Genomic DNA, 16,599 nt, shown 5'->3' with positions numbered 1-16,599 from the left:
TCTAAGCGAGCAGTGACCACAGATTCATAGATTGTATAGTGTTAGTAATCATCTGAAGCATGCTGCCGTGAGAACTCTACAGTTAAGCATTATTTTTCGTAGCTTCCTTCTTCGTCGCTTTTTGGGGTCTTTCTGTAAGACGGCATAGGTCACTCCATGAAGAAATTGCAATGTAGTCGGCGCACCTTGTTCGTAAGGTGCTTGATCTCTGGATCTGAAGAAACTGCTGATACGGATACTGGTCCTTACGGCCAAAAAAATCAGTCGTTGTTACTGAGTAGTATGCTGAGCTTGGCGTTGTGAAAGGCAGCACATGATTGTTGAGGACATGGACAGCTATGATAAGCAGCTTGCTAGTGAAGAGGCGGCCCCAATCATAGCGGCTAAACCAGTCGATCAGAAATCGCAGGTGAATCTTGCCGCCCACTTTGAGCGTACCGAAAAGAAGGTGTCGATGCGACCAGTTCTTGAGCGAAGCAAACAGAGCCGTAGGTGGGTATGTACTCTAGAATGGTAGTCTTGATCTCTTCGCTAACGGTATTGGGTGCGGTCTCGCGGCCTTGGTAGCTTCTCAATCAGCTCCTCCGATCCGAAAGTTAATAGTTGCAACAGGCATCATAGAAATGCTTCCGGGAGTATTCCATCGCCTTACCGGCCTTGCTCATATTTTGCAAATGTTTGGCCAGTGCCAAGAAACTATGCCTGCATAGTGCTTCCTTTCTTTGGTGACCATGGTCGTTCCTCGTGGTGTCACAGCCAAGCGCCAGACACTCGTTCTGCAACCCACGGGGAACACTATAGCCACTTATCGTTTAGCAGCCTAGAATACCACCACCCTCCATATAGCCGTCTAATCTCCGGCCCCTCCAATAGTAGTATTTTTCACCCCAGGTACTTGATCATCACCCCGGCAGCCACCGCCGAGCCGATCACCCCGGCCACGTTGGGGCCCATGGCGTGCATCAGCAGGAAGTTGTGCGGATTCGACTCCAGGCCCACCTTGTTGGCCACGCGGGCCGCCATGGGCACCGCCGAGACGCCGGCGGCACCGATCAGCGGGTTGATCGGCATCTTGCTCATGGCGTTCATCAGCTTGGCCATCAGGATGCCGGCGGCGGTGCCGATGGCAAAGGCCACGATGCCCAGCCCCATGATCCCCAGGGTCTCGACCGCCAGGAACTGGTTGGCGACAAGCTGTGAGCCCACCGCCAGCCCCAGGAAGATGGTGACGATATTGATCAGCGCGTTCTGCGCGGTGTCGGAGAGACGCTCCACCACGCCGCACTCGCGCATCAGGTTGCCGAAGCAGAACATCCCCAGCAGCGGCGCGGCATCGGGCAGGAACAGCGCCACCAGCATCAGCAGCACCAGCGGGAAGACGATCTTCTCGAGCTTCGACACCGGGCGCAGCTGGGTCATGGTGATCTGGCGCTCGCGCTTGGAGGTCAGGGCACGCATGATCGGCGGCTGGATCAGCGGCACCAGCGCCATATAGGCGTAGGCGGCCACCGCAATCGCCCCCAGCAGCTCCGGCGCCAGGATGCTCGACACATAGATCGAGGTCGGGCCGTCGGCGCCGCCGATGATACCGATGGCGGCGGCCTGGTTGAGCGAGAAGTCCATCACGCCCAGCGCCGACAGGCTCACCGCACCGAGCACCGTGGCGAAGATACCGAACTGCGCCGCGGCGCCCAGGAACAGGGTGCGCGGGTTGGCCAGCAGCGGACCGAAGTCGGTCATCGCCCCGACCCCCATGAAGATCACCAGCGGCGCGATGCCGGAGGCGATCGCCACCTGATAGAAGGTGTAGAGCATGCCGTTGCTGTACCCGACGCCGCGAGCCACGTCCTCGGCGGCACGCAGCTGCTCAGGCCCCATGTCATCGCGAGCCTCGGCGTAGAGCACCTCGCGCCACGCCTCGGGGCCGACCAGCGGGTCGAGGGTCAGCTGCATGGCCGCGGCCATCTGCTGCAGTACCGCCGGACTGGCCACTTCGATGGCCTGGTCCAGTGCCGACAGCGCCAGGCCCGCCTCGGGGATATTGGCGAGAATACCGCCAAAGCCGATGGGTACCAGCAGCAGCGGCTCGAACTTCTTATGGATGGCGAGGTACAGCAAGCCCAAGCCGATCAGAATCATCACTATCTGGCCGGGCTGCAAATTGTACAGCCCCGAGCCGTGCCAAAGCGTCAACAGATTATCCATGCGCCGCCCTTAGAGAACGATCAACGTATCGCCTACCGATACGCTGTCGCCTTCCTTGACCTTGACCTCGGACACCGTGCCAGCACTGGCGGCACGCACTTCGGTCTCCATCTTCATGGCCTCGAGGATAATCACCACGTCACCTTCGGCGACGCTGTCACCGGCCTTGACGTTGACCTTGAAGATATTGCCGGCGAGCGGAGCAGTGATGGGTTCACCGCTGGCGGCCGGGGCGCTCTCGGCGGGGGCCGCCGCGGGTTTGGCTGCCGCACCGCCCTCCTGCACCTGGCCGATCTCGCCGCCTTCGGCGACTTCGACCACGTACTGCTTGCCGTTGACGGTGATGGTGTAGGTCTCGGGACCGGCGGCCTCTTGCTGGGCGGCCGGCGGCTTGGCTGCAGCCGCCTTCGCCGGTAGCTGGGCCGCCGCTTCGGGGGCCTGGGGCACGGGCTCGAAGGCATCCGGGTTGTCGCGGTTCTTGAGGAACTTGAGGCCGATCTGCGGGAACAGCGCGTAGGTCAGTACGTCATCGATCTCGCGCTCGCCCTGTTCGAGGCGAATGCCCTCGTCCTTGGCCTTGGCCTTGAGCTCATCGCGCAGGCGCTCCATCTCCGGCTTGAGCAGGTCCGCCGGACGGCAGGTGATCGGCTCTTCGCCTTTGAGCACACGCTCCTGCAGCTCTTTGTTGTAGGGTGCCGGTGCAGCGCCATATTCGCCCTTGAGCAGCGCCTGGACCTCCTTGGAGATCGACTTGTAGCGCTCGCCCATCATCACGTTCATCACCGCCTGGGTGCCGACGATCTGCGAGGTGGGCGTGACCAGCGGGATAAAGCCGAGGTCCTCACGCACCTTGGGGATCTCGGAGAGCACGTCGTCGAGCTTGTCGCCGGCGCCCTGCTCCTTGAGCTGGCCTTCCATGTTGGTGAGCATGCCGCCGGGCACCTGGGCAACCAGAATCCGCGAATCGATGCCCCTGAGCGAGCCCTCGAAGGCGGCGTACTTCTTGCGCACCTCGCGGAAGTAGGCGGCGATCTCCTCGAGCAGTTCAAGGTCGAGACCGGTGTCGCGCTCGGTGCCGGCGAGGATCGCCACCACTGACTCGGTGGGGCTATGCCCGTAGGTCATCGACATCGAGGAGATGGCGGTATCGACGTTGTCGATGCCCGCTTCGACGGCCTTGAGCGCCGTCGCCGTGGACATGCCGGTGGTGGCATGGCAGTGCATCTGAACCGGAATCTTGAGCACCTTTTTCAACCGCGAGACCAGGTCGAAGGCGGTGTAGGGCGTCAGCAGGCCGGCCATGTCCTTGATCGCCAGGGAGTCGGCACCCATCGCTTCGATCTGCTGGGAGAGCTCGACCCAGCCTTCGATGGTGTGCACCGGGCTGACGGTATAGGAGATGGTGCCCTGGGCGTGGCCATCGACGTCGCGTACCGCCTTGATCGCCCGCTCGAGGTTGCGCGGGTCGTTCATGGCGTCGAAGACGCGGAACACGTCGACGCCGTTGGTGCGGGCGCGCTCGACGAACTTGTCGACCACGTCGTCAGCGTAGTGGCGATAGCCGAGCAGGTTCTGGGCGCGCAGCAGCATCTGCTGACGGGTATTGGGCATCGCCTCCTTGAGTGCGCGGATGCGTGCCCAGGGATCTTCACCAAGATAGCGGATACAAGCGTCGAAGGTGGCGCCACCCCAGGACTCCACCGACCAGAAGCCAACCTCGTCGAGCTTGGCAGCGATCGGTAGCATGTCATCGAGGCGCATGCGGGTGGCGAACAGCGACTGGTGAGCGTCGCGCAGCACCACGTCGGTGATGCCCAGCGGGCGTTGGCTCTCACTCATGTGACCTTATCCTTGTAGCTGAAATCGTATCTTGGCGGCCAGCGGTATCGCTCAGCGGCGATGGCGCTGACGGTAACGGTGCAGGGCGGCGCTGATCACCACCATCAGTTCTTGATTGTCGCTGCCGTCGCCGGCCGGCGAGGCGGCCCGCGCTGGCGCGTCGGCGGCGGGCGCCGGCGCCAGCCGGCGGACCAGCAGCGACATCAGGGTGGTCGACAGTACCAGCACGGTCAGAAAGACGAACACAAAGCCCATGCCGAAGGCCATCAGGGCGAGGCCCTCTTGCATCAGTTCGGTGTCCAACATCTCGATATCCCCTTGCTCTAGGCGCATTGAGCCCGTGGCGGCGCATCTTGGCTGGTACAATAACCTGCCTGAATTCCACGATATTGCAATGACACCATGGTTGAGCCGCACGTTGTTAATTTACTACATGAGGGCCGCATCGGCCTAGCGCCCATGGAGGGCGTGATCGATGCGCATACCCGCACGCTGCTCACCGCCTGCCCCGGCATCGACTGGACGGTGACCGAGTTCGTACGCGTGGTCGATGCGCGCCTGCCGCCGCGCGTGTTTCTCAAGCACTGTCCGGAGCTGGCCCACTTCGCCAGCGGCGAACCGGTCGCCACGCCCAGCGGTGTGGCGGTGCACCTGCAGCTGCTCGGCGCGGACCCCGACGCCCTGGCCGCCAACGCCTGCCAGGCGATCAGCCTTGGCGCGCCCAGCCTCGACCTCAACTTCGGCTGCCCGGCCAAGCTGGTCAATCGCCACGACGGCGGCGCCTCGCTGCTGCGCGACCCACGGCGACTTGAGCGGGCGGTGAGTGCCGTCTACCGTGCCGCCGCAGGACGAGTGCCGGTCACTGCCAAGATCCGCCTCGGCTTCGCCAACCGTCGCCTGGCTCTCGACTGCGCCCGCGCCGCCGAACAGGGCGGCGCAGCGCAGCTGGTGGTCCACGCCCGCACGCGCGATGAAGGCTATCGACCGCCGGCCCACTGGGAGTGGATCGGCCGTATTCGGCGCCACCTGGCGATCCCGGTGGTGGCCAACGGTGACATCTGGTCCCTCGAGGACTATTGGCAGGCGCGCACGCTGTCGGGCTGTGACGACGTGATGCTCGGCCGCGGCGCCCTGGCCGACCCCTGGCTGGCGACACGGATTCGCCACTGGCAGCGCACCGGAGAGCGATTGGACGCCACGCACTGGGCAAGCCGTGCCGCCATCCTGCGCGATTATGCCGCACTGCAGCGTAGCACACTTCCCCCGCGCGTGGTGGTGTCGCTGCTCAAGCAGTGGCTCAATCAGATGCGTGCCCGCGATGCCGAGGCGGCTCAGCGTTTTGCTACGCTCAAGCGCGTTACCGACCTCGACCTCCTGCTGACCGGCATAGCGGCTACCCATGACAACGGGAGGGAGGCGGCGCTCACGAGATGCGAGGAGGCGTAACAGAACCCGGCAGCCAACGGCCCGGCTGGCAGGAGACCAGAAGCACAAAACCCGCCCTTGCAAGACAAGGACGGGTTGGAATGTGGCGCGCCCGGGAGGATTCGAACCTCCGACCCCCTGATTCGTAGTCAGGTACTCTATCCAGCTGAGCTACGGGCGCGGACCTGTCATATCGACAGTTGGAAACTTGTGCCGCGAGACATGCAGAGCAGCATGAAATATGGCGCCTGCAGCGTATCGTGGAGAGGAAGCTGGCGCGCCCGGGAGGATTCGAACCTCCGACCCCCTGATTCGTAGTCAGGTACTCTATCCAGCTGAGCTACGGGCGCAACTTCCAGTGCATGCATCACATGCGTGTGTCGATGTGGCTACGCTGACACAGCGTAGTGGCGGAGAGGGAGGGATTCGAACCCTCGATGGGGCTATAAACCCCATACTCCCTTAGCAGGGGAGCGCCTTCAGCCACTCGGCCACCTCTCCCTCATCAACACGGCGCGTATGTTACCGTTTCTGAAGGCCATTGTCCAATGCCTCCAACAACTTTCTTCCTCGAACAGTCTTGCTCACACCCTGCGACAGAGCATTGTCGCCAGCGTTCTGAAGCGCGCAAAAGCCGGCAAAGTATACAACTCTGCCGGCCCGAGCGTGCGCCTGACAACCTGACAGCCAGGTCGTGCGTCAGGCCTGAGACTCACCATCGTTGCCGTCCGATTTTTCGCGCTGGATACGCTGATAAATCTCTTCACGGTGCACAGCCACATCCTTGGGCGCATTGACCCCGATGCGGACCTGGTTACCCTTGACGCCGAGTACCGTCACGGTGATGTCATCACCGATCATCAAGGTCTCGCCGACACGGCGGGTTAGGATGAGCATGACTGATCTCCTTCTCAGACTTACGGCTACGGGATGCACTGCGCCTGTCGCTAAGCGCTGACAGATTATGCGCCATTCGTCACGCTAGGCCAAACCCGGTACAACTTTCACGCCCCACCATCACACGCTAAATTGGCGTTGAATGAAAGCGGCACCGGGATGCATCGGCTTCCTTTCTCCTACAGCGTAGGACGCATCACGCTTTTTTGGGTTCCCTATTCGCTCTCGATGTCGCTCTTGTCCAGTCCAAACGCCTTGTGCAGCGCCTTGACCGCCAGCTCCATGTGTTTCTCGTCGATGACCACCGAGATCTTGATCTCCGAGGTCGAGACCATGCGAATATTGATGTTCTCATCGGCCAGTACACGGAACATCTTCGACGCTACCCCGGCGTGGGAGCGCATGCCCACCCCGACCAGGGACACCTTGGCGATGTTGTCGTCGCCGCGCAGCTCACCGCCACCGAGATCCGGAATCACGATCTCCTTGATGATGCGCATGGTCTGCTTGAAGTCACCCTTGGCCACGGTGAAGGTAAAGTCAGTGTAGTCGCCCACCGGCGCCACATTCTGCACGATCATGTCGACTTCGATGTTGGCATCGGCGATCGGGCCGAGAATCCGCGACGCCACACCCGGCACATCGGGGGTATTGAGCAGGGTCAACTTGGCCTCGTTGGCGGTGAAGGCGATACCGGAGATCAGCGGTTCTTCCATGGAGTCCTCTTCTTCATCTGTGTCAGCGATGATCAGGGTGCCGGGGCCATCCTCGAAACTGGACAGCACACGCAGCGGCACGTTGTATTTTCCGGCGAACTCCACGGCGCGGATCTGCAGCACCTTGGAGCCGAGACTGGCCAGCTCCAGCATCTCCTCGACGGTGATGGTCGCGAGGCGCTTGGCCTTGGAGCAGACCCGCGGGTCGGTGGTGTAGACGCCATCCACGTCGGTATAGATCTGGCACTCGTCGGCCTTGAGCGCCGCGGCCAGTGCGACCCCTGTGGTATCCGAGCCGCCGCGTCCCAGGGTGGTAATATTGCCCTCATCATCGGCACCCTGGAAACCGGCGACGACCACTACCTGGCCCGCATCGAGATCCTCGCGCATATCATCGGTCTCGATACCCTGGATGCGCGCCTTGGTGTGGGCGCTATCGGTGCGGATACCGACCTGGGCACCGGTGTAGGAGGTGGCCGGCACGCCCAGCTTGTGCAACGCCATGGCCAGCAGGGAGATGGTCACCTGCTCACCGGTAGACACCAGCATATCCATCTCACGTGGCGTCGGTTCGTCATTGATTTCGCTGGCCAGGCCGATCAAGCGGTTGGTTTCGCCGCTCATCGCCGACACGACCACCACGATCTGGTGGCCTTCGTCACGGAAGCGCTTGACCTTCTCCGCCACGGCCTTGATGCGCTCCACCGAGCCCACCGAGGTGCCACCGAATTTCTGTACGTATAACGCCATATGCGATTGTCCTGGTTGTCAGTGGAAAGTGGTGTCCCTTTATATACTGCTGATCACGTCACGACCGCCATCAACGCAAGGAGGGCCGCTCTATCGAGCCGGCCCTCCTGTCATCAAGCGAGCTTTGCTGCCAGCCAGTCCGGCACGCCGGCCAGCGCCGCCGGCAGGGCAGCGACATCGCTGCCGCCGGCCTGGGCCATGTCGGGCCGCCCGCCGCCCTTGCCGCCGACCTGGCCGGCCACGTGATTGACCAGCTCACCCGCCTTGACCCGTGACGTCAGGTCGTCGGTGACGCCGGCAATCAGGCTGACCTTGCCGGCGCCCTCGTCGGCCACGCCCAACATCACCACGCCCGAGCCGAGCTTGTTCTTGAGCTGGTCGAGGACGCCGCGCAGCTCCTTGCCGGAGACGCCCTCGAGCTGCTTGACGAGCACCTTGACGCCGCTTATTTCAACGGTCTCGGCGAGCATATCGCTGCCGGCGGCACTGGCCAGCTTGGCCTTGAGGCGCTCGAGCTCCTTCTCCAGACTGCGATTGCGCTCGACCAGTGAGGCGACCCGCTCCTCGACCTGCTCCGGCTTGCTCTTGAGGGTCTCGCCGAGGCGCGCGACCCGCGCCTCCTGAGCCTGGAAATAGGCCAGCGCGTGCTCGCCGGTGAGTGCCTCGATGCGCCGCACGCCGGAGGCAATGCCCGTCTCGCTGACGATATGGAAGCAGCCGATATCGCCGCTGCGCGCCACGTGAGTGCCGCCGCACAGCTCGATGGAGAAGTCATCGGCGCCAATGCTCAAGACGCGAACGTTATCGGCGTACTTGGCCTCGAACAGCGCCGCCGCGCCCTTGGCCTTGGCCTGGTCGAGACTCATCTGCTCGATGCGAGTCTCGGCGTTGGTCAGGATCTGGGCGTTGACGATGGCTTCGACCTCGGCCAGTTGAGCGGGGGTCATCGCTTCGAAGTGGCTGAAGTCGAAGCGCAGCCGCTCGGCACTGACCAGCGAGCCCTTCTGCTGGACGTGGTCGCCGAGCACCATGCGCAGCGCCTTGTGCAGCAGGTGGGTGGCGGAGTGGTTGCGCACCGTGGCACCGCGCAGGGCAGCGTCTACCTGCGGCCGCACCTCGGCACCCACGCGCAGCTCACCCTCGACCATCACGCCGTGATGCAGGTGGTGGCCGCCCTGTTTCTGGGTGTCGGTGACCTGGAAGCGGCCGCCGTCGACATGCAGATAGCCGGTGTCGCCAACCTGACCGCCGGACTCGCCGTAGAAGGGCGTGCGATCCAGCACCACTACGCCCTTGCTGCCCGCTTCCAGCGCGGCCAGCGCATTGCCCTCGGCGTCGACCAGCGCGGTGACACGGGCATCGTCCTCGAGGCGCTCATAGCCGGTGAAGGCGGTCTCGCCGTCGAGCTCGATGGCCGCGGCGTAGTCGGCGCCGAACTGACTAGCGGCGCGGGCACGCTGGCGCTGGGCCTCGAGCTCGCGCTCGAAGCCGGCCTCGTCGAGGGTCACGCCACGCTCGCGACACACATCGGCGGTCAGGTCGAAGGGGAAGCCGTAGGTGTCGTAGAGCTTGAATACCGTGGCGCCGGGCAGCTCATCGCCCTGCAGATCGGCCAGTGCGGCTTCGAGCAGGCCCATGCCGTGGTCCAGGGTGCGGGCAAACTGCTCCTCCTCCTTGAGCAGTATGCGGGCGATCTGCTCGCTGGCCTGGCGCAGCTCCGGATAGGCGTCGCCCATCTCGGCGTCCAGCGCCACCACCAGCTTGTGGAAGAACGGCTCGCTGGCGCCCAGCTTGTGACCGTGGCGGATGGCGCGGCGAATGATCCGGCGCAGCACGTAGCCGCGCCCTTCGTTGGAGGGCAGCACGCCATCGGCAATCAGGAAGGCGCAGGAGCGAATATGGTCGGCGATCACCCGCAGCGACGGCGTGCTGGTGTCACCATGGCCGGTGGCCTCGGCGGCCGCGGCCAGCAGGTTCTGGAACAGGTCGATCTCGTAGTTGGAGTGCACGCCCTGGAGCACGGCCGCGACCCGTTCCAGACCCATACCGGTATCGATGGAGGGCTTGGGCAGCGGGTTGAGAGTTCCCGCAGCGTCGCGATCGAACTGCATGAACACCAGGTTCCAGATCTCGATATAGCGGTCGCCGTCCTCCTCGGGACTCCCCGGCGGGCCACCCCACACCTCGGGACCGTGGTCGAAGAAGATCTCCGAGCTCGGACCGCAAGGGCCGGTATCGCCCATCTGCCAGAAGTTGTCCTCGTCGAGTTTGGAGAAGCGCGCCGGATCAACGCCGATCTCCTCCTTCCAGATCTTTTCCGCCTCGTCGTCGCTGACGTGCACGGTAACCCACAGCTTTTCTGGCGGGAGTCCCATTCGCTCGGTCAGGAAGGTCCAGGCGAAGCGAATGGCGTCACGCTTGAAGTAGTCGCCGAAGCTGAAGTTGCCCAGCATCTCGAAGAAGGTGTGGTGGCGCGCGGTATAGCCGACGTTATCCAGGTCGTTGTGCTTGCCGCCGGCACGCACGCAGCGCTGGGCCGAGGTGGCACGCACATAGGGGCGCGGGTCGCGGCCCAGGAAGACGTCCTTGAACGGCACCATGCCGGCGTTAGTGAACAGCAGGGTCGGATCGTTGCCGGGTACCAGCGAGCTCGTCGGCACGATGGTATGGCCCTGCTCTTCGAAGAAGGTCAGAAAGGCCTGTCTGATATCTGCGCTTTTCATAGGGTGTCCGTGACGATAAGCGTGTTGACCTGGCGGGCGAGCCGGCGCACCGCGCCGTTGTAGAGGCACGACCTGGGTCGCTCAGAGGGGCACTAGTATAACGCAGTCGTCAAGCGACGACAGTGGGGCACTGGACACCGCTCGAAACGGATCCGTCGACAAGCCTACGGCACCCTCGCTTCGGGGCAGCGGTGATCGCCCTGTGAGATGGGCGGTTCTGGGGCAGCTGGTGCGGCTCAGGTTGGCCAGGCGTGCTGCATGGCGTGGCGGACCTGTTCGAAGTCGAAGCCCCGGGAGGCCAGAAAGCGCTCGCGACGGGCGCGCTCGCGGGGGGTGTCGCCAGGGCCGGCGAAGCGCTTGGCCAGCGCCTCCGCGGCTAGCGCGAACCAGTCGGCCTCACCTTCGTCGAGGGCCAGCTGGATGCCATCGCGGTCGATGCCGCGCTGACCCAGCTCGGCACGAATCTTCAGCGGCCCCTGGCCGCGGGCGATCCGCGAGCGCACGAAGCTCTCGGCGAAGCGCGCATCGCACTGCAGCCGCTGTTCGGCGAGGAGATCGAGGCAAGCCTCGACCTCCTGCGTCGGGTGGCCCTTGGCGGCGAGGCGGGATGCCAGCTCACTGCGCGAATAGTCGCGCCGCGCCAGCAGCCGAATGGCATCGTCGCGGGGCGTTGCGTCCTGGGCATCATCCGGCTTGCGCAGCATGGCTTAGAGCGGGCCGTCCTCGCCCAGCTCGTCGGCGCTGTCGGCCAGTGCCGCCTCGGGCTTGTCCTTCTCCCTGGGCTCGACGGTGGCCAGCAGCTGCCCGCGGATGCCGCTCTCGATCTCGTCCATGATCGCCGGGTTGTCTTCGAGGAACTGAGCGGCGTTGGCCTTGCCCTGGCCGATCTTGTTGCCCTGATAGCTGTACCAGGCACCGGCCTTGTCGACCAGCTTGCACTGTACGCCGAGGTCGACCACTTCGCCGGCGTGATAGATACCCTTGCCGTAGAGAATCTGGAACTCGGCCTGGCGGAACGGCGGCGCCACCTTGTTCTTGACCACCTTGACGCGGGTCTCGTTGCCGGTGACCTCGTCACCCTGCTTGACCGAGCCGGTGCGGCGAATATCGAGGCGCACGCTGGCGTAGAACTTCAGGGCGTTGCCGCCGGTGGTGGTTTCGGGGCTGCCGAACATCACCCCGATCTTCATGCGGATCTGGTTGATGAACACCACCATGCAGTTGGCGTTCTTGATATTGCCGGCGATCTTGCGCAGCGCCTGGGACATCAGGCGCGCCTGCAGGCCGACGTGGGAGTCGCCCATCTCGCCCTCGATCTCGGCGCGCGGCGTCAGCGCCGCCACCGAGTCGATGATGATCACGTCGACGCCGCCGGAGCGCACCAGCATGTCGCATATCTCGAGGGCCTGCTCGCCGGTGTCGGGCTGGGAGACCAGCAGATCGTCGAGATTGACGCCCAGCTTCTCGGCGTAGCTGGGGTCGAGGGCATGCTCGGCGTCGATAAAGGCGCAGGTCTTGCCCTGTTTCTGGGCCTGGGCGATCACCGACAGCGTCAGGGTGGTCTTGCCCGAGGATTCGGGGCCGAAGATCTCGACCACCCGGCCGTAGGGCAGGCCGCCGATGCCGAGCGCGATATCCAGCCCCAGCGAGCCGGTGGATACCGACGGCATGACCACGCGGGGGGTGTCGCCCAGCCGCATCACGGTGCCCTTGCCGAACTGACGCTCGATCTGGGAAAGGGCGGCATTCAGCGCCTTGGAACGGTTGTCGTCCTGGGCCATGGGAGATCTCCTAAGCGATAGCGGTTGTTACGTCGATTACGAGCACGGAATCGAATACTGTATGACTGCACAGTAGTATGGCGAAAAATTCCTCGCCCGCCTACTCTCAGTCGGTAAATTTCTGTGCCTCAGGCGTCGAGGCGCTGGATCAGCCCCACCAGCGCGGCGCGCACCGCCTGTTCGCGCACCGCGCGGCGGTCACCGGGAAAGTGGCGGCAATCGGCCTGCTGTGCATCGGCGTCGCCCCAGGCCAGCCATACCGTGCCGACCGGCTTGTCATCCGAGCCGCCGCCGGGGCCGGCCACGCCGCTGATCGCCACGCCGAGGCCGGCATTGCTGTCGCGGCAGGCCCCGGCAACCATCGCCTCGACCACCTCGCGACTGACCGCGCCGTGGGTCTCGATCAGCACCGGGTCGACGCCGAGCAGGCGGGTCTTGGCGCCATTCGAGTAGGTCACGTAGCCGGTCTCGAAGTAGTCGGAGCTGCCCGCCACCTCGGTGATGGCAGTGGCCACGCCGCCACCGGTACACGACTCGGCGCAAGTCACCTGACGCCCCTGCTGGCGACACAGCCGGCCGAGCCGCTCGGCGAGGGTAGCGAGATCGAGATTGCTGAGCCGCTGGGGGGATGCTGGCATGCCGGGTCTCCTGACGTAGCGCTGGCTTGCGCGTAGAATACTGCCTTTTGGCCGCGGATGCAGAGTCGTCGACGCGCCGACGCCAACCACCGCCGTCTACTATGTGTGCCCATACAAGGAGTCAAGGAGCCCCATGAGCCAGGCCAGCCCCTCGCACACCCCGATGATGCAGCAGTTCCTCAAGATCAAGCGCGACCACCCCGACGTGCTGCTGTTCTACCGCATGGGCGACTTCTACGAGCTGTTCTTCGACGACGCCAAGCGCGCCGCCAAGCTGCTCGATATCACCCTCACCCAGCGCGGCCAGTCGGCGGGCAAGCCGATTCCCATGGCCGGGGTGCCCTACCATAGCGCCGAGGGTTATCTGGCGCGCCTGGTCCAGGCCGGCGAGTCGGTGGCAATCTGCGAGCAGATCGGCGACCCGGCGCTGGCCAAGGGGCCGGTGGAGCGTCGGGTGGTGCGCATCGTCACCCCCGGCACTCTCCACGACGAGGCGCTGCTCGACGCCCATCGCGACAACTTGCTGCTGGCGCTGCACAGCCAGGGCGGGCGCTGGGGGCTGGCCTGGCTGGAGCTCTCCAGCGGTCGCTTCAGCGTGCTCGAGGTCGACGACGACGCCGAGATGCTGGCCGAGGTGCAGCGCCTGGCCCCGGCCGAGTTGCTCGCCGCCGACGGCCTCGAGCTGCCCGCCTCTCTCGGCGAACGCGCCAGCCTCAAGCGCCAGAGCGACTGGCTGTTCGACCGCGACAGCGCCCTGCGCCTGCTGTGCGACCAGTTCCAGGTCCAGGACCTGCGCGGCTTCGGCTGCGCCCACCTGGAGGCGGCGATCATCGCCGCCGGCGTGCTGGTCGACTACGCCCGCGACACCCAGCGCTCGCGGCTGCCCCACGTCACCGCGATCGGCGTCGAGAACCGCGATGACGCCGTGGTGATCGACGCCGCCAGCCGCCGCAACCTGGAAATCGACATCAACCTGGGCGGCAGCGGCGACAACACCCTGGCCAGCGTGCTCGACACCACCGCCACGGCGATGGGCGCCCGCCTGCTCAAGCGCTGGCTCAACCGCCCGCTGCGCGACCGCGCGCTGATCGGCGCGCGTCAGACGGCGGTGACCCTGCTGCTCGACCAGGAGGGCTACCTGGCGCTGCGCGACGACCTCAAGGCGATCGGTGACGTCGAGCGGATCCTGGCACGGGTGGCGCTGCGCAGCGCCCGTCCCCGCGACCTGGCGCGACTGCGCGACGCCCTCAATGCCCTGCCCGAGCTGCAGGACGCCCTGCGCGACTACCCCGAGGGTAGCGCGCTGGACGACCTCAAGCGGCATATCCGCCCCTACCCGGAGCTCGCCTATACCCTGAGCCGGGCCCTGGTCGACAATCCGCCGGTGGTGATTCGCGACGGCGGGGTGATCGCCGACGGCTTCGACGACGAGCTCGACGAGTACCGCGGGCTCTCCGAGCACGCCGGCGACTATCTGATCGAGCTGGAGCGGCGCGAGCGTGAGCGCACCGGGCTGGCCAACCTCAAGGTCGGCTACAACCGCGTCCACGGCTACTATATCGAGATCCCCCGCGGTCAGGCCCGCGACGCGCCGGCCGACTATATTCGCCGCCAGACCCTGAAGAACGCCGAGCGCTTCATCATTCCCGAACTCAAGGAGTTCGAGGACAAGGCGCTATCCGCCAAGTCCCGCTCTCTGGCCCGCGAGAAGCTGCTCTACGAAAGCCTGCTCGACGCCCTCAACGCCGAGCTCGGCCCGCTGCAGGCCACGGCCCAGGCGCTGGCCAGCCTCGATGTGCTGGCCACCTTCGCCGAACGCGCCGAGGCCCTGAACTTCGTGCGCCCACGCCTCGCCGATGCGCCGGGGATCGCTATCCGCGGTGGCCGCCACCCGGTGGTCGAGCAGGTCAGCGAGCACCCCTTCGTACCCAACGACCTGGTGATGGACGACGCCCGGCGTATGCTGGTGATCACCGGCCCCAATATGGGCGGCAAGTCCACCTATATGCGCCAGGCGGCGCTGATCACCCTGCTCGCCCACACCGGCAGCTTCGTGCCCGCCGACGACGCCGAGATCGGCCCGGTAGACCGTATCTTTACGCGTATCGGCTCCTCCGATGATCTGGCCGGCGGCCGCTCGACCTTTATGGTCGAGATGACCGAGACCGCCAATATCCTGCACAACGCCACCGACCATAGCCTGGTGCTGATGGACGAGATCGGCCGCGGCACCAGCACCTTCGACGGCCTGTCGCTGGCCTGGGCCAGCGCCGAGCATCTGACCCGTTCGCGGGCCTTCACGCTGTTCGCCACCCACTACTTCGAGATGACCGCGCTGGCCGAGCAGGCGTCTGGCGTGGCCAATGTGCACCTCACCGCGGCGGAGCATCGCGAGGGCATCGTCTTCATGCACCGCGTCGAGGAGGGCCCGGCGAGCCAGAGCTACGGCCTGCAGGTGGCACAGCTGGCCGGGGTGCCCCAGGGCGTGATCGCCCGGGCGCGGGACAAGCTCGCCCAGCTCGAGCAGCACGAGGTCGACCAGGGCAGCCGCCCCACGCTGGCCGCCAGCGGCGAGCCGGTGCCGCAGCAGAACGACCTGTTCGCCAGCGCCCCGCATCCGCTGCTCGAGGAACTCGGCGGCCTGGCGATTGACGAGCTGAGTCCCCGCCAGGCGCTGGAGCTGCTCTACCGCTGGCGGGAGGCGCTGTAGGGGACTCAAGAGGGCTGGTACGGGCTAGCCTGAGGGCAACCTATTAAGGAAGCTCTACAGCACTGTCCCTGGGTGTGACCAGCCCGGGGCTATGCCGGCGGCAGGCCTACGAGGAGGCGCTGTGAACCCATCCCTGGGCGCTACCTTGCGCCATCCATGGCGCAAACCTCCTCTTCGACCTGTCCCCGGCGCCCCTCGCCATCTGCGACTCTCTTATGTCGAAACGGCAAGCACATCGCTTGCGACGCTATGGGGGCACGACTAGAATGGTCAGATTCCCCGCCGCACCAGCATAAAAACATCGGCTCTTATAACTTTTTTACCAACCATCATCGTGGCCGAGCGACCGGCCAGAGGAAGGGAGACTGGCATGACATTCGTCGTCACCGAGAACTGCATCAAGTGCAAGTACACCGACTGTGTCGAGGTCTGCCCGGTGGACTGCTTCTACGAAGGCCCCAATTTTCTGGTCATCCACCCCGATGAGTGCATCGACTGCGCGCTGTGCGAGCCGGAATGCCCCGCCGAGGCGATCTTTGCCGAAGATGAGCTACCGGAAGGCCAGGAGGAGTTCATCGAGCTCAACGCCGAGCTCGCCGAAGTGTGGCCCAACATCGCCGAGAAGAAGGATCCGCTGCCCGACGCCGAAGAGTGGGATGGCAAACCCGACAAGCTGGCACAGCTCGAGCGCTGAGGGCCCCCTCCCGCCATGCCTGGCGTGGCGCACGACAAAAAACGCCGCCGGTCAGTGACCGGCGGCGTTTTTACTGCGTGCGTGCATGGAAAAGGCGACCCTTGGGTCGCCCGCTCCAAGCCGAGTCCCTTGAGCATGTCCCTATGCCCACGTCCTGATGGTGACGTCCGTGCCGAGAGGCGGCTTCCTGCTGCACTCGGCGCACCACGACTAGCATCCCG

The 16,599-nt window shown here is 64.8% G+C and carries 12 protein-coding genes and 3 tRNA genes; 3 read left to right on the top strand and 12 right to left on the bottom strand.

Annotated elements, in window-relative coordinates; genetic code table 11:
* Positions 1 to 882: 882 nt before the first annotated feature.
* Genes IEI94_RS01865 through IEI94_RS01855 form a run of 3 tightly spaced genes read right to left on the bottom strand, consistent with a single transcriptional unit; the run spans position 883 to position 4,350 of the window.
* Positions 883 to 2,205 (bottom strand): sodium ion-translocating decarboxylase subunit beta, encoded by a 1,323-nt coding sequence (locus tag IEI94_RS01865; RefSeq protein WP_191165029.1) that lies wholly within the window; start codon positions 2,203 to 2,205, stop codon positions 883 to 885.
* A 9-nt stretch (positions 2,206 to 2,214) separates the two neighbouring features.
* Positions 2,215 to 4,044, bottom strand: a complete 1,830-nt coding sequence (gene oadA, locus IEI94_RS01860) for a sodium-extruding oxaloacetate decarboxylase subunit alpha (protein WP_191165027.1) — start codon at positions 4,042 to 4,044, stop codon at positions 2,215 to 2,217.
* A 51-nt stretch (positions 4,045 to 4,095) separates the two neighbouring features.
* Positions 4,096 to 4,350 (bottom strand): OadG family protein, encoded by a 255-nt coding sequence (locus IEI94_RS01855; RefSeq protein WP_191165025.1) that lies wholly within the window; start codon positions 4,348 to 4,350, stop codon positions 4,096 to 4,098.
* A 153-nt stretch (positions 4,351 to 4,503) separates the two neighbouring features.
* Here IEI94_RS01855 and IEI94_RS01850 point away from each other — a divergent pair, with 153 nt between their 5' ends.
* On the top strand, positions 4,504 to 5,490 hold the full coding sequence (locus IEI94_RS01850; protein WP_191165023.1) for a tRNA dihydrouridine synthase: 987 nt from the start codon (positions 4,504 to 4,506) through the stop codon (positions 5,488 to 5,490).
* An 83-nt stretch (positions 5,491 to 5,573) separates the two neighbouring features.
* On the opposite strand, the gene IEI94_RS01845 is transcribed toward IEI94_RS01850, so the two are convergent.
* From IEI94_RS01845 to IEI94_RS01805, 9 genes are all read right to left on the bottom strand, one after another.
* Positions 5,574 to 5,650: transfer RNA gene (locus tag IEI94_RS01845), tRNA-Arg, on the bottom strand.
* Between the two features lie 92 nt (positions 5,651 to 5,742).
* Positions 5,743 to 5,819, bottom strand: a tRNA-Arg gene (locus tag IEI94_RS01840).
* 58 nt (positions 5,820 to 5,877) lie between these two features.
* A tRNA-Ser gene (locus IEI94_RS01835) sits at positions 5,878 to 5,970 on the bottom strand.
* Between the two features lie 198 nt (positions 5,971 to 6,168).
* A complete protein-coding gene (gene csrA, locus IEI94_RS01830) occupies positions 6,169 to 6,366 on the bottom strand; it encodes a carbon storage regulator CsrA (protein WP_095621472.1) in 198 nt (65 codons plus the stop codon).
* Between the two features lie 215 nt (positions 6,367 to 6,581).
* A complete protein-coding gene (locus IEI94_RS01825) occupies positions 6,582 to 7,832 on the bottom strand; it encodes an aspartate kinase (protein WP_191165021.1) in 1,251 nt (416 codons plus the stop codon).
* Positions 7,833 to 7,945: 113 nt separating this feature from the next.
* Positions 7,946 to 10,555, bottom strand: a complete 2,610-nt coding sequence (gene alaS, locus IEI94_RS01820) for an alanine--tRNA ligase (protein ID WP_191165019.1) — start codon at positions 10,553 to 10,555, stop codon at positions 7,946 to 7,948.
* Between the two features lie 236 nt (positions 10,556 to 10,791).
* Positions 10,792 to 11,259 (bottom strand): regulatory protein RecX, encoded by a 468-nt coding sequence (locus IEI94_RS01815; RefSeq protein ID WP_191165017.1) that lies wholly within the window; start codon positions 11,257 to 11,259, stop codon positions 10,792 to 10,794.
* Positions 11,260 to 11,262: 3 nt separating this feature from the next.
* Positions 11,263 to 12,336 carry a recombinase RecA gene (gene recA / locus IEI94_RS01810; RefSeq protein ID WP_191165015.1) on the bottom strand — a complete coding sequence of 358 codons (1,074 nt, stop codon included), beginning with the start codon at positions 12,334 to 12,336 and terminating at the stop codon, positions 11,263 to 11,265.
* A gap of 128 nt (positions 12,337 to 12,464) precedes the next feature.
* Positions 12,465 to 12,974: a CinA family protein gene (locus tag IEI94_RS01805; protein WP_191165013.1), complete on the bottom strand. Its 510-nt coding sequence runs from the start codon at positions 12,972 to 12,974 to the stop codon at positions 12,465 to 12,467.
* A 133-nt stretch (positions 12,975 to 13,107) separates the two neighbouring features.
* Here IEI94_RS01805 and mutS point away from each other — a divergent pair, with 133 nt between their 5' ends.
* Positions 13,108 to 15,684, top strand: coding sequence for a DNA mismatch repair protein MutS (mutS, locus tag IEI94_RS01800; RefSeq protein WP_191165011.1), 2,577 nt, complete (start codon positions 13,108 to 13,110; stop codon positions 15,682 to 15,684).
* Positions 15,685 to 16,054: 370 nt separating this feature from the next.
* Positions 16,055 to 16,378, top strand: coding sequence for a ferredoxin FdxA (gene fdxA / locus IEI94_RS01795; protein ID WP_095621465.1), 324 nt, complete (start codon positions 16,055 to 16,057; stop codon positions 16,376 to 16,378).
* The last annotated feature ends 221 nt before the right edge of the window (positions 16,379 to 16,599 follow it).

Source organism: Halomonas sp. ML-15 (assembly GCF_014779595.1).
GTDB lineage: Bacteria > Pseudomonadota > Gammaproteobacteria > Pseudomonadales > Halomonadaceae > Franzmannia.
The sequence above is the reverse complement of the archived record's forward strand: the minus strand, read 5'-3'. Positions and strand labels throughout refer to the sequence as shown.

Bases quoted from the DNA above. Each gene is read 5' to 3' on its own strand.
- IEI94_RS01865 (WP_191165029.1), bottom strand. From the start codon at position 2,205: ATGGATAATCTGTTGACGCTTTGGCACGGCTCGGGGCTGTACAATTTG.
- oadA (WP_191165027.1), bottom strand. From the start codon at position 4,044: ATGAGTGAGAGCCAACGCCCGCTGGGCATCACCGACGTGGTGCTGCGC.
- IEI94_RS01855 (WP_191165025.1), bottom strand. From the start codon at position 4,350: ATGTTGGACACCGAACTGATGCAAGAGGGCCTCGCCCTGATGGCCTTC.
- IEI94_RS01850 (WP_191165023.1), top strand. From the start codon at position 4,504: ATGGAGGGCGTGATCGATGCGCATACCCGCACGCTGCTCACCGCCTGC.
- csrA (WP_095621472.1), bottom strand. From the start codon at position 6,366: ATGCTCATCCTAACCCGCCGTGTCGGCGAGACCTTGATGATCGGTGAT.
- IEI94_RS01825 (WP_191165021.1), bottom strand. From the start codon at position 7,832: ATGGCGTTATACGTACAGAAATTCGGTGGCACCTCGGTGGGCTCGGTG.
- alaS (WP_191165019.1), bottom strand. From the start codon at position 10,555: ATGAAAAGCGCAGATATCAGACAGGCCTTTCTGACCTTCTTCGAAGAG.
- IEI94_RS01815 (WP_191165017.1), bottom strand. From the start codon at position 11,259: ATGCTGCGCAAGCCGGATGATGCCCAGGACGCAACGCCCCGCGACGAT.
- recA (WP_191165015.1), bottom strand. From the start codon at position 12,336: ATGGCCCAGGACGACAACCGTTCCAAGGCGCTGAATGCCGCCCTTTCC.
- IEI94_RS01805 (WP_191165013.1), bottom strand. From the start codon at position 12,974: ATGCCAGCATCCCCCCAGCGGCTCAGCAATCTCGATCTCGCTACCCTC.
- mutS (WP_191165011.1), top strand. From the start codon at position 13,108: ATGAGCCAGGCCAGCCCCTCGCACACCCCGATGATGCAGCAGTTCCTC.
- fdxA (WP_095621465.1), top strand. From the start codon at position 16,055: ATGACATTCGTCGTCACCGAGAACTGCATCAAGTGCAAGTACACCGAC.